The following is an 11,475-nucleotide window of genomic DNA, read 5'->3' as shown; positions in this document are numbered from 1 at the left end:
TTCGAGATTTCGTCAGACGTTCGAAATGCTGGCGCGACAGTAGGGACGGGGTGGTGAGGGTGTCAATGGGTCCGACAGATAACGGTTTCGGTGAGGCTGTTCGGTCACTTTTTCGATCCCGCACAGAACCTTCACAGGGGTGCCTAGGAACCGCGCCCATCCGGAACTTACTCTTCCCGCGTCATGAACTACTGCCACCCGTGCCGTCGGCACCTCAATGGCGCTCTCGCCTGCCCGGGGTGCGGCACCCCAGTGGAGTCACCTCCCGTGCACACGGAGGACCCCGGGGTGAGTGCGGAACCCGCTGCCACCCAAGTCCCGCAAGAGAGCGGGGAGTTCCACCCTGACGAGGGGCGCGCTGAGCGCGCTGGGGACGACGATGGCGGGGGTGACGACGGCCACGCCGAGCCCGAGGGCCGGGCCGGGCGGCGCCGCTCGCGCGGCCGCGGCGTAGTGGCCGAGGACGGGGCGGAGGAGGACGTCGAGGGCGACGTCGATGACGCCGAGGGCCGGAGTGCGAGCCGGCGGGACCGCAAGGCCGCGGTCCACCGCAGGCGCCGCCGCCGCGTCGTGCTGATGGCCGCCGGCTTCGTCCTGGCGGGCGGCGGTCTGAGCCTGGCCGAACTCGGCGTCGACGCGCCGGGCCTGCCGGGCTTCTCCAGCCAGGAGCCGGCCGCGGTCGGCGACGACGTGGGGGAGGACGACGCGTCCCCCTCGGACACCGGTGGGACGGCCGGGCCGACTGACGGCGCGCCGGGGAGCGTTACGGACACGGCCACGCCGGACGCCTCGAAGTCGGCCTCTCCCTCCGCCTCCGCGAAGGACGGGCAACCGGAACCGGACGCGAGCGACACGAGCGGCCCCCGGCAGTCGGCCGAGGCGACGGTACAGAGCGACACGGGCAGGAGCGCGGACCGGCCGAGCGTGCCGGACTCCGCGACCCCGGAGGCGCCCCAGCCCGCGGACCCCCCGGCGAGCGACCCCGCCCCGCCGCCCCCTCAGCCGGACCCCACACCCACCCCGACCCACACCTGCGACCGCTTCCTGTGGTGGTGCACGTAGGGCGCGATGCGCGGGCCTGAGGGCCGCACGGTGGCTCGACGCCGAACAGGGCGGCGACCGCGGGTGATTGGCGAACCCGCGGCCGCCGCACTGCCGGCGCCGGGCCGCGCGTCCCCACAGCGGCGGCCGCGCTCGGCCGAGCCGCGCCGTTCAGCCGGCCCTCAGTGGAACTCGTCAACCCGAGCTTCTCGGCCGAACCACTCAGCCCGAGTGCCGGGGGCGTGAGCCCCTCGGCGCGAGCCTCAGCCGGACCGCTCAGCCGAGTTCGTCGGCCGAACCGCTCAGCCCGGGCCCCTCGACGCGGGCCCTGGGGGCCGGGCGGCTTGCCCCCGCCCGCTCGGCCGAACTGCTCAGCCGAGTTCGTCGGCCGAGTTCGTCAGCCGGACCGCTCAGCCCGCCCCCCGGGCCCGAGCCCCTCAAGCTGAGCCGCTCGGCCGAGCCGCTCAGCCCGGGCCCCTCGACGCGGGCCCTGGGGGCCGGGCGCCTTGCCCCCGGCCGCTCGGCCGAACCTCTCGGCCGAGTTCGTCGGCCGAGCCCGTCAGCCGAACCGCTCAGCCCGGGCTCCCGGGCCCTGGGGGCCGGGCCACTCGGCCGAACCGCTCAGCCGAGCCCGTCAGCCGGACCGCTCAGCCCGGGCTCCCGGGCCCTAGCCCATCGACGCGAGCCGTTCAGCCCGAGACCGGGGCCTGTGTCCCTCGACGCGGACCTGGGGCCCGAGCCCCTCGACTCGGGCCGCTCGGCCGAGCCGCCCAGCCGAGTTCGTCGGCCGGGCCCCTCAGTTCGGTTCCCCCTCGTTCACCATCCGTCGCAGCAGGTCCCGTAGGGCCAGGCGTTCGCCCTCGGAGAGGCCGGCCAGGGGTTCGCGGGCGAAGCGGAGGCCTTCTCGTAGTTCTCGGGCCACCCGGCGCCCCTCCTCCGTCGCCGCCGCCAGCTTCACGCGCCGGTCGCCCGGGTCCGGCCGTCGCTCCACCAGGCCCCGTGTCTCCAGCCGGTCCACGATCCCGGTGACGTTCGACGGCTCGCACTTCAGCTTCTGCGCCAGCCTGCGCATCGGCAGCGGCTCCAGCGACAGCAGGCTCAGCAGCCGCGCCTGCGCCCCGGTCAGCGCGTGCTCACCGGCGGTCTCCTCGTAGTCCTCGTAGAAGCGGGCCACGACGTCCCCGATCAGCTCGACGACCTCCAGGGTCAGCGCGTCGGGTCGGCGGGTGTTCGGTGCGGCGGCCATGCGTCCAGGGTACCGGCTTACTTGACTTCATGAAATATTCAGGCGCATGGTTGTTTCAGTAACTGAAGTAACCGAAAGGCTCCTGCCGTGATCAACCGAGAATGGCACCTGCTCAGCCGCCCGGTCGGCTGGCCGAAACCCGAGGACTTCGCCCTGGTCGAGGCCGAGGTCCCGCAGCCGGGCGAGGGTCAGGTCCTCGTCCGCAACAAGTACCTCTCCGTCGACCCCTATATGCGGGGAAGAATGAACGCGGCCAGGTCGTACGCCGAGCCGTACGACCTGGGCAGGCCCATGCAGGGCGGCGCCGTCGGCGAGGTCGTCGCCTCCGAGGCCGAGGGGATCGCGGTCGGCGACCACGTCCTGCACTTCGGCGGCTGGCGCGAGTACGCCGCCGTCAACGGCCGCAGCGCCGTCAAGGTCGACCCCGCGGCCGCGCCCCTGCCGGCGTACCTCGGCGTGCTGGGCATGACGGGGCTGACCGCCTACGCCGGTCTGCTGCGCATCGCCTCGTTCAAGGAGGGCGACGCCGTCTTCGTCTCCGGCGCGGCCGGCGCGGTCGGCGGCCAGGCCGGGCAGATCGCCAGACTCAAGGGCGCCTCGCGGGTGATCGGCTCCGCGGGCTCCGACGAGAAGGTCCGGCTGCTGACCGAGGAGTACGGCTTCGACGCCGCCTTCAACTACAGGAACGGCCCGGTGGCCGAGCAGTTGAGGGCCGCCGCCCCGGACGGCGTCGACGTCTACTTCGACAACGTCGGCGGCGAGCACCTGGAAGCCGCCATCGGCGCCCTCAACCTGGGTGGCCGCATCGCCATCTGCGGCATGATCTCGGGGTACAACAACACCGAGCCCGCACCGGGTCCGAGGAACCTCGCCCGGCTGATCCAGACCCGCGGCCGCATCGAGGGCTTCCTCGTCGGCGACCACTCCGACCTCCAACCCGAGTTCGTGCGGGAGGTCGGCGCCTGGGTGCGCTCGGGCGAGCTGAAATACCGCGAGACCGTCGTCGAGGGCATCGAGAACACCCTGGAGGCCTTCCTCGGCCTGCTGCGCGGAGACAACACCGGGAAAATGATCGTCAAGCTGTGACCCCCGCCCGACGGCCGTTCCCTGAAGTTTCGGTATGCGGTAGCTTCTTTCCGGAAACCGAAGCCGCCAGGTGCGACCGTGGGCGCGAGTCGCGGCGGACGCAGGAAGGAACGCAACCCCATGCCCATCCAGCACTCCGACGTTCTGTACACCGCCGTCGCCACCGCCGAGAACGGCCGCGACGGCCGGGTCGCCACCGACGACGGCAAGCTCGACGTCGTCGTCAATCCGCCCAAGGAGATGGGCGGCAGCGGCGCCGGCACCAACCCCGAGCAGCTTTTCGCCGCCGGCTACAGCGCCTGCTTCCAGGGCGCCCTCGGCGTCGTGGCCCGCCAGGAGGGCGCCGACATCTCCGGCTCCACCGTCACCGCGAAGGTCGGCATCGGCAAGAACGAGGACGGCTTCGGGATCATCGTGGAGATCTCGGCGGACATCCCCAACGTCGACGCCGCCACGGCGAAGAGCCTGGTGGAGAAGGCCCACCAGGTCTGCCCCTACTCGAAGGCGACCCGCGGCAACATCACCGTGACGCTCGCCTGAGTCACACGCTCGGCCCGCGCCCGTACCGCCCCCGGGGGGTGTGCGGGCGCGGGCCCCGCATACAGTCTTCGCATGCGTGACCTCGGGGCCGGCTTCGCTCATCTCCTCAAAGGCCAGCGCTGGATGGCCCGGCACGGGCGGTCGTACCGCTTCGGACTGCTCCCCGGTCTGATCACCCTCGTGCTGTACGCGGCGGCGCTCACCGCGCTCGCGCTGTGGGGCGACGGCGCGGTCACGTGGGCCACCCCCTTCGCCGACGACTGGCCGGACCCCTGGGCCGGTCTCTTCCGCGGCCTGCTCACCGCCGTGCTGTTCACCCTGGGCCTGCTCCTCGCCGTGGTCACCTTCACCGCGGTCACCCTCCTGATCGGCCAGCCCTTCTACGAGAGCCTGTCCGAGCGGGTGGACCGGGACGTGTCGCCCGACGGCACGGCGCCCGAGTCCGGCCTGCCGTTCTGGCGCGAGCTGTGGCTCTCGGCCCGTGACAGCCTGCGGATCCTCGTACGGGCCGCGCTGTGGGGCGTGCTGCTCTTCGCGCTGGGCTTCCTGCCGTTCGTCGGGCAGACGGTCGTGCCGGTGGCCGGCGTCTTCGTCACCGGCTTCTTCCTGACCGAGGAACTCACCGCCGTCGCGCTCCAGCGCCGGGGCGTCGGACTCGGCGCCCGGCTGGCCCTGCTGCGCTCCCGCAAGCTGCTGGTCTGGGGCTTCGGCGCGCCGCTCGGCCTGGCCTTCCTGGTGCCGTTCGTGGCGGTGTTCCTCATGCCGGGCGCGGTCGCGGGCGCCACCCTGCTCGCCCGTGAGCTGCTGGACGAGGAGTCCGGCGACGCGGCCGTTCCGGCACCGCGCACGCCCCCCGCGTCGGAGTCCCCGGCACCCGCCTGACCCGGGGGCCGCGGCACAGCGGCGAAGCCGCCCGTGATTGTGAAGGGTTCGTACGGGATCTCCGGCCCGGCGCCCGACAACCGGCCACCTCCTTCTTCCGGCGGCTAACGTCTGGTCCGGGCCGAGTCCGCCCACCGGCGCCCCGGCCCGGGACCTGACCCCCGGGCCGGGGCCGGCGCGCTCAGCGCGCCGAGAAGCCGTACACCGTCCGCGAACGGAAGACCTCGCCCGGCCTGAGCTCGGTGCTCGGGAAGCCGGGGCGGTTGGGGGAGTCCGGGAAGTGCTGGGTCTCCAGGGCGATCCCTTCGCCGGGGGCGAAGGGGGCGGGAAGGTGGTCGCCGGTGTAGAGCTGGAGGCCCGGCTCGGTCGTCGCCACCGTCAGGACCCGGCCGGACGCCGGATCGTGCAGCTCGGCGACCTCCACCGGCTCGCCGGTGACCCCCTTGTCGAGGACCAGGTTGTGGTCGTACCCGGAGCCCGTCTTGCGTGTCTGACGGAAGTCGAAGCGGGTGCCCGCCACCTCGTCGAGGGCGCCGGTCGGGATCAGCTCCGCGTCCACCGGGGTGTACCGGGAGGCGGCGATCCGCAGTTCGTGGCCGCCCGCGTCGCCGTGGCCGCCGAGGTTCCAGTACGAGTGGCTGGTGAGGTTGACGACGGTCGGCGCGTCCGTGACCGCCTCGTAGGCGATGTGCAGGGCGCCCGCCGTGTCCAGGGTGTACGTCACCGAGACCTCCAGGCGGCCCGGGAAGCCCTCCTCGCCGTGCGGGGAGACCCGGCTGAGCCGCAGCCCGTGCTCGAACGGCTCCGCCTCCCACATCCGCTTGTCGAAGCCGCCGTCCCCGCCGTGCAGCGAGTTGCCGCCCTCGTTCTGCTCCAGCGCGTACGTCCGCCCGTCCAGCGGGAAGCGGCCCCCGGCGATCCGGTTGGCGTACCGCCCGATCAGCGCGCCGAGGAACGGCTCGGGGTGGGCCAGATAGCCGTCGAGGCCGGGGAAGCCCAGCACCACGTCCGCCGTGCGCCCGTCCCGGTCCGGCACCTCGACCGACTGCACGATCCCGCCGTACGACAGCACCCGTACCCGCACCCCGGCCCGCTCCAGCGTCCAGCGGTGCACCTCGGTGCCGTCGGCCAGCGTGCCGAAGAGTTCGCTCATGGGGAAACCCTAAGTCCTGTCGTCCGGGGGCCTTCAGGGGCGCTTCAGGGGCTGTCCGGGGGCAGTTCGGGCGCATCGTCAGGATGTCTTCGCGGTGACGGTCCGGTAGGCGATCTCGGCGAGCCGCGCCTGGCCGTCGCGGCTCGGGTGGAACCAGTCCCAGTGGCTGAGCTGGTCGGTGCCGAAGCGGTAGTCGAAGACGGCGTTGTTGTCGAAGCGGCAGCGGCTGTCCTTCGCGCAGACCTCCTTCAGCACCACGTTGTACGACCGCACCCGGGCCTGCACCGTGTCGCGCCGCTTGGTGGCCGCCGCGTCCAGCGCGTCGGCGTCGCCCAGCATGGACGGGCAGATGCCGAGCTTCCAGATCTGCTTGCCCAGCGCGTTCGTACGGCCCTCGGACCACAGCCGCTTCAGGTCCGGCACGCTGGAGACATACACCTGTGTCTTGGGCAGGGACTGACGCAGTGTATCCATCGCGGCCTCGAACTCGGCCCGGAAGACCGCCACCGGCGTCATCGCGTCCAGGGAGTCGCGGCAGGCGTCGTTGGCTCCGGCCATCACCGTCACCAACTGCGGCTTCTTCTTCACGGCCTGCGCCATCTGGCTGTGCAGATCGGACATCCGGGATCCGGTCACCGCGAAGTTCCAGCTGCTCCGGGCCGCCCCGGTCGACCCGAGCAGCCGCACCGCCAGGCTGTTGACCGACGCGTCGCTGCCCGTCGCCCACGACGCCTCCGGGCAGTCCGTCAGCACCATGCAGGAGTCGAACCCACGGGTGATGGAGTCGCCGACCGCGGCGATCGACTCCGGGCTGGTGTTCCAGACGGGCGCCGCGGCCGGGCGGGAGGCCCCGGCCCCCGTGCCGAGACCGGTACCGCAGCCCGCGGTGGCCAGGGCGGCCGCCGCCACGACGGCGTGGGCGGCCCGGGTACGGTGACGTCGATTCCGCATGCCGTGATCCCCTCGGTCGTCGTGAAGTGCTCCCCTCCATGAGAACGCGCGAGGGTTCCCGCCCCCACTCGAGTGGTCGGCGCGCACCCGTACAAGCGTCCCCCTGGGTGAATGGAGGGCGTTTCCTGGCACCGGGACCGACGGTACGTCACACTCCTTGCCCCGTCGCACGGTAGCCTCGCCATCAACGTGGCCTCACACGCCACCGCTGTCCGCCCGCCCGCACCATGTCCCGCTCTGCCCGGAGGTCCCGGTGACGACACGTGGAGTTCTGTACGTGCACTCCGCGCCGCGCGCGCTGTGCCCGCACGTCGAGTGGGCCGTCGCCGGGGTGCTCGGTACGCGCGTCAGCCTGGACTGGATCCGGCAGCCCGCCGCTCCCGGCACCTGGCGCTCGGAGTTCTCCTGGCAGGGCCAGCCCGGCACCGCCTCCAAGCTCGCCTCCGCGCTGCGCGGCTGGCAGCTGCTCCGCTTCGAGGTCACCGCCGAGCCCTGCCCCACCGCCGAGGGCGAGCGCTACAGCTGCACCCCCGACCTCGGCATCTTCCACGCCGTCACCGGCATCCACGGCGACATCCTCATCCCCGAGGACCGGCTGCGCGCCGCCCTGCTGCGCTCCCAGCGCGGCGAGACCGACCTGGAGGCCGAACTCGCCAAGCTCCTGGGCAAGCCCTGGGACGACGAGTTGGAGCCGTTCCGCTACGCGGGTGAAGGCGCCCCCGTGCGCTGGCTGCACCAGGTGGTCTGACGACCACTCGCAGAACGAAAGGGCCCCCACCGACCGGTGGGGGCCCTTCCACATCCGCTGCCGGGGTCTCAGACCGACCGGAACGCCAGCACGACGTTGTGCCCGCCGAAGCCGAACGAGTCGTTCAGCGCGGCGATACGGCCCTCGGCGGGCAGCTTGCGCGCCTCGCCGCGGACCACGTCCGCGTTCGCCTCGGCCTCGGGGTCGATGTTCTCGACGTTGATGGTCGGCGGAGCCACCCGGTGGTACAGCGCCAGCACCGTCGCCACCGACTCCACGCCGCCCGCGCCACCGAGCAGGTGACCGGTCATCGACTTGGTCGCGGAGACCGCCATGTGGTCGGCGTCGTCGCCGAAGACCTTGCGCAGCGCCTTCAGCTCGGCGATGTCACCCGCCGGCGTCGAGGTGGCGTGCGCGTTGACGTGCACGATCTCCGCCGGGTCCAGGCCGGTGTTCTCGAGCAGGTGCTGGAGGGCGTGCGAGATGCCCCGGCCCTCCGGCTCCGGCTGGACGATGTCGTGGGAGTCGGCGGAGATGCCCTGGCCGACCGCCTCCGCGTAGACGCGGGCACCGCGCCTGGCGGCGTGCTCGGCGGACTCCAGGACGAGCACACCCGCGCCCTCGCCGAGGACGAAGCCGTCCCGGTCGACGTCGTAGGGGCGGGAGGCGCCCTCGGGGTCCTCGTTGTTCTTCGACATCGCCATCATGTTGCCGAACGCGGCGATGGGCAGCGGGTGGATCGCCGCCTCCGTACCGCCGGCGACGACGACGTCGGCGCGGCCGGTGCGGATCATCTCGATGGCGTAGCCGATGGCCTCGGCGCCCGAGGCACACGCGGAGACCGGCGTGTGCACGCCCGCGCGGGCGCCCACGAGCAGGCCCACGTTGGCCGACGGGCCGTTCGGCATCAGCATCGGGACGGTGTGCGGGGAGACGCGGCGGACGCCCTTCTCCTTCAGCACGTCGTACTGGTCCAGCAGGGTGGTCACACCGCCGATGCCGGAGGCGACGACCACGCCGAGCCGGTCCGGGTCGACGGAACCGTCCTCACCGGCCTTGCCGGTGAAACCGGCGTCCTTCCAGGCCTCCTGGGCCGCGATCAGCGCGAACTGCGCGGAGCGGTCCAGCCGGCGCGCCTGCGGCCGCGGGATGACCTCGGTCGGCTCCACGGCCACCGGGGCCGCGATACGGACGGCCTGGTCGGCCGCCCACTCCTGGGTCAGGGGCTTCACACCGGACTTGCCGGCGACCAGGCCCTCCCAGGTGGAAGCTACGTCGCCACCCAGCGGTGTGGTTGCGCCGATACCGGTGACGACCACGGTGCGATTGGTCGAGCTCACGGGAATTCTTTCTCCAACGGAACGAGGATTCGTACGGCGCCACCGCCGGGTGGCGGGGCAGTCAGCTCAAGGCTGTGATCGGTCGATCAGCCCTGGTGCTTGAGGATGTAGTCGGTCGCGTCGCCGACCGTCTTGAGGTTCTTGACGTCCTCGTCGGGGATCTTGACGTCGAAGCGCTCTTCGGCGGCGACGACGACCTCGACCATGGACAGCGAGTCGACGTCCAGGTCGTCGGTGAAGGACTTGTCCAGCTGGACGTCCTCGACCGGGATCCCGGCGATCTCGTTCACGATCTCCGCGAGACCGGCGACGATCTCTTCCTGAGTGGCGGCCATGTCGGCGCTCCTTCGTAGATTTCCAGAGGGTGTGGCGCCCACCGCGTCAGCGGCAGGGGTGTGCGGTCCCGCACCGGAAGCATGATCCGGCACGGAGTGCCTAGGGGAGGGTAACGACCGTCGCGGCGTACACGAGACCCGCCCCGAAGCCGATGACGAGCGCGGTGTCGCCGCTCTTCGCCTCGCCGGTCGCCAGGAGCCGCTCCATCGCGAGCGGGATCGAGGCGGCCGAGGTGTTGCCGGTGGTGCGGATGTCACGGGCGACCGTGACGTGCTCCGGCAGCTTGAGCGTCTTCACCATCGAGTCGATGATCCGCACGTTGGCCTGGTGCGGGATGAAGACGTCCAGTTCGTCCGGTGAAAGTCCGGAGGCGTCCAGCGCCTCCTTGGCGACCTTAGCCATCTCGAACACGGCCCAGCGGAACACCGCCTGGCCCTCCTGCGTGATCGCGGGGAACTTGACGTTGCCCTCGCTGTCGACAGGGAGTTCGGAGACGTCGCCGATCCTGAAGCGGTCCCACGGGACGGTCTGCTTGATGGTCTCGGCCTTGTCGCCCTCCGAGCCCCACACGGTCGGGCCGATCGCGGGCTCCTGCGAGGGGCCGACCACGACCGCGCCGGCGCCGTCACCGAACAGGAAGGCCGTGGCCCGGTCCTCCAGGTCGGTCAGGTCGGAGAGCCGCTCCACGCCGATGACCAGCACGTACTCCGCCGAGCCCTCGACGACCAGGCCCTTGGCCAGGGTGAGGCCGTAGCCGAAGCCGGCGCAGCCCGCCGAGATGTCGAAGGCGGCCGCCTTGTCCGTGCCCAGCTTGTCCGCGATCTCGGTGGCGATGGCCGGGGTCTGGCTGAAGTGCGAGACCGTCGAGACGACCACGGCGCCGATCTGCGAGGCGTCGATCCCGGCGTCCGCGATCGCCTTGCCGGAGGCCTCGATCGACATCACTGCGACCGTCTCCTCGGGCGACGCCCAGTGCCGGGTCTCGATGCCCGAGCGCGAGCGGATCCACTCGTCGGACGAGTCGATCGTCTCGAGGATGACCTCGTTGGGCACCACACGGGTGGGCCGGTAGCCGCCCACACCGAGGATGCGCGCGTACGGGGCACCCTTGCTGGGCTTGATCTTCGACATGCTCGTCGGCTCCTTAAGGCGTCAGGCGCTCGCGTGCTCGGCGATGAGCTCGCGGGCCGCGTCGAGGTCGTCGGGGGTCTTCAGCGCCAGCGTCTTCACGCCGGGCAGCGCGCGCCTGGCCAGGCCGGTCAGGGTGCCGCCGGGACACACCTCGACCATGGCGGTGGCGCCCAGCTCCTTGAAGGTCTCCATGCACAGGTCCCAGCGGACCGGGTTGGCGACCTGGCCGACCAGCCGCTCGACGACCTCGGCGCCGCTGTGCACGGCCCGGCCGTCCCGGTTGGAGACGTAGGTGACCTTCGGGTCGGCGGGCGAGAGCGACTTGGCGGCCTCCGCGAGCTTCTCGACCGCGGGCGCCATGTGGTGCGTGTGGAAGGCGCCGGCCACCTTCAGCGGGACGACCTTGCGCACGCCCTCCGGCATGTCCTCGCTCAGGGCGGCGAGCTGATCCATGGTGCCCGCGGCCACGATCTGGCCGGCCCCGTTGACGTTCGCCGGGGTCAGGCCCAGCTTGCCCAGGTGCGCCGTGGACACGTCCGGGTCGCCGCCGAGCAGCGCCGACATGCCCGTCTCGGTGATCGCGGCGGCCTCGGCCATGGCCAGGCCGCGGCGGCGGACCAGGGTCAGCGCCGCGGTGTCGTCCAGGACGCCGGCGAACGCGGCGGCGGTGATCTCGCCGACACTGTGGCCCGCGACCACGTCCGCGCCGGTGTCACCCAGTGCCGCGGCCGACAGCAGCCCGGCGGCGACCAGCAGGGGCTGGGCCACCGCGGTGTCGCGGATCGCGTCCGCGTCGGCCTGCGTGCCGTAGTGGACGAGGTCCAGGCCGATGGCGTCGGACCAGGCGGCCACACGGTCGGCGGCGCCGGGCAGTTCGAGCCAGGGAGTCAGAAAGCCGGGCGTCTGGGCGCCTTGGCCGGGAGCGACGAGTACGAGCACTCTCACACTCTCTCTTGGGGACGGCCGCGACCGCCCGTGGGGACAGGGACGAAGAACGGGAAGGGGTTTTGTGGGCCCCCGA

12 protein-coding genes are annotated in these 11,475 nt (G+C 72.2%); 5 read left to right on the top strand and 7 right to left on the bottom strand.

All coding sequences use genetic code 11. The features are described from left to right. Positions 1-183: 183 nt before the first annotated feature. Positions 184-1,062: a hypothetical protein gene (locus ACIP4X_RS03060; protein ID WP_401346346.1), complete on the top strand. Its 879-nt coding sequence runs from the start codon at positions 184-186 to the stop codon at positions 1,060-1,062. A gap of 775 nt (positions 1,063-1,837) precedes the next feature. On the opposite strand, the gene ACIP4X_RS03055 is transcribed toward ACIP4X_RS03060, so the two are convergent. Then, on the bottom strand, positions 1,838-2,287 hold the full coding sequence (locus ACIP4X_RS03055) for a MarR family transcriptional regulator (protein WP_358729489.1): 450 nt from the start codon (positions 2,285-2,287) through the stop codon (positions 1,838-1,840). Positions 2,288-2,374: 87 nt separating this feature from the next. Here ACIP4X_RS03055 and ACIP4X_RS03050 point away from each other — a divergent pair, with 87 nt between their 5' ends. The 3 genes from ACIP4X_RS03050 to ACIP4X_RS03040 all read left to right on the top strand — a co-directional run bounded on the left by ACIP4X_RS03050 (position 2,375) and on the right by ACIP4X_RS03040 (position 4,795). Continuing rightward, positions 2,375-3,373 (top strand): NADP-dependent oxidoreductase, encoded by a 999-nt coding sequence (locus tag ACIP4X_RS03050; protein WP_358729490.1) that lies wholly within the window; start codon positions 2,375-2,377, stop codon positions 3,371-3,373. Positions 3,374-3,493: 120 nt separating this feature from the next. Then, on the top strand, positions 3,494-3,913 hold the full coding sequence (locus ACIP4X_RS03045) for an organic hydroperoxide resistance protein (protein WP_358729491.1): 420 nt from the start codon (positions 3,494-3,496) through the stop codon (positions 3,911-3,913). A gap of 72 nt (positions 3,914-3,985) precedes the next feature. Next, complete coding sequence (locus ACIP4X_RS03040) at positions 3,986-4,795, top strand: EI24 domain-containing protein (protein ID WP_391453190.1); 810 nt, start codon at positions 3,986-3,988, stop codon at positions 4,793-4,795. Positions 4,796-4,976: 181 nt separating this feature from the next. Here ACIP4X_RS03040 and ACIP4X_RS03035 read toward each other — a convergent pair whose 3' ends face one another. Together ACIP4X_RS03035 and ACIP4X_RS03030 are read right to left on the bottom strand one after the other, a co-directional pair. Continuing rightward, a complete protein-coding gene (locus ACIP4X_RS03035; protein ID WP_391453192.1) occupies positions 4,977-5,948 on the bottom strand; it encodes a galactose-1-epimerase in 972 nt (323 codons plus the stop codon). A gap of 78 nt (positions 5,949-6,026) precedes the next feature. Next, on the bottom strand, positions 6,027-6,899 hold the full coding sequence (locus ACIP4X_RS03030) for an SGNH/GDSL hydrolase family protein (RefSeq protein WP_358729494.1): 873 nt from the start codon (positions 6,897-6,899) through the stop codon (positions 6,027-6,029). A gap of 253 nt (positions 6,900-7,152) precedes the next feature. Here ACIP4X_RS03030 and ACIP4X_RS03025 point away from each other — a divergent pair, with 253 nt between their 5' ends. Then, positions 7,153-7,647, top strand: a complete 495-nt coding sequence (locus tag ACIP4X_RS03025; protein WP_141361221.1) for a DUF3145 domain-containing protein — start codon at positions 7,153-7,155, stop codon at positions 7,645-7,647. 68 nt (positions 7,648-7,715) lie between these two features. On the opposite strand, the gene fabF is transcribed toward ACIP4X_RS03025, so the two are convergent. From fabF to ACIP4X_RS03005, 4 genes are all read right to left on the bottom strand, one after another. Further along, positions 7,716-8,987: a beta-ketoacyl-ACP synthase II gene (gene fabF, locus ACIP4X_RS03020; RefSeq protein ID WP_358729495.1), complete on the bottom strand. Its 1,272-nt coding sequence runs from the start codon at positions 8,985-8,987 to the stop codon at positions 7,716-7,718. An 86-nt stretch (positions 8,988-9,073) separates the two neighbouring features. After that, on the bottom strand, positions 9,074-9,322 hold the full coding sequence (locus ACIP4X_RS03015; protein WP_003989952.1) for an acyl carrier protein: 249 nt from the start codon (positions 9,320-9,322) through the stop codon (positions 9,074-9,076). A gap of 100 nt (positions 9,323-9,422) precedes the next feature. Next, positions 9,423-10,454, bottom strand: a complete 1,032-nt coding sequence (locus ACIP4X_RS03010) for a beta-ketoacyl-ACP synthase 3 (RefSeq protein ID WP_391453198.1) — start codon at positions 10,452-10,454, stop codon at positions 9,423-9,425. 21 nt (positions 10,455-10,475) lie between these two features. Further along, the gene (locus ACIP4X_RS03005; RefSeq protein WP_358729497.1) at positions 10,476-11,393 is read right to left on the bottom strand and encodes an ACP S-malonyltransferase; all 918 of its coding nucleotides are present in this window, start codon (positions 11,391-11,393) and stop codon (positions 10,476-10,478) included. Positions 11,394-11,475 lie beyond the last annotated feature (82 nt).

The organism is Streptomyces sp. NPDC088817, assembly GCF_044750345.1.
Lineage (GTDB): Bacteria > Actinomycetota > Actinomycetes > Streptomycetales > Streptomycetaceae > Streptomyces.
This window is presented reverse-complemented; position numbering and strand designations above follow the sequence as displayed.

Bases quoted from the DNA above. Each gene is read 5' to 3' on its own strand.
- ACIP4X_RS03055 (WP_358729489.1), bottom strand. From the start codon at position 2,287: ATGGCCGCCGCACCGAACACCCGCCGACCCGACGCGCTGACCCTGGAG.
- ACIP4X_RS03060 (WP_401346346.1), top strand. From the start codon at position 184: ATGAACTACTGCCACCCGTGCCGTCGGCACCTCAATGGCGCTCTCGCC.
- ACIP4X_RS03015 (WP_003989952.1), bottom strand. From the start codon at position 9,322: ATGGCCGCCACTCAGGAAGAGATCGTCGCCGGTCTCGCGGAGATCGTG.
- ACIP4X_RS03035 (WP_391453192.1), bottom strand. From the start codon at position 5,948: ATGAGCGAACTCTTCGGCACGCTGGCCGACGGCACCGAGGTGCACCGC.
- ACIP4X_RS03010 (WP_391453198.1), bottom strand. From the start codon at position 10,454: ATGTCGAAGATCAAGCCCAGCAAGGGTGCCCCGTACGCGCGCATCCTC.
- ACIP4X_RS03030 (WP_358729494.1), bottom strand. From the start codon at position 6,899: ATGCGGAATCGACGTCACCGTACCCGGGCCGCCCACGCCGTCGTGGCG.
- ACIP4X_RS03040 (WP_391453190.1), top strand. From the start codon at position 3,986: ATGCGTGACCTCGGGGCCGGCTTCGCTCATCTCCTCAAAGGCCAGCGC.
- ACIP4X_RS03045 (WP_358729491.1), top strand. From the start codon at position 3,494: ATGCCCATCCAGCACTCCGACGTTCTGTACACCGCCGTCGCCACCGCC.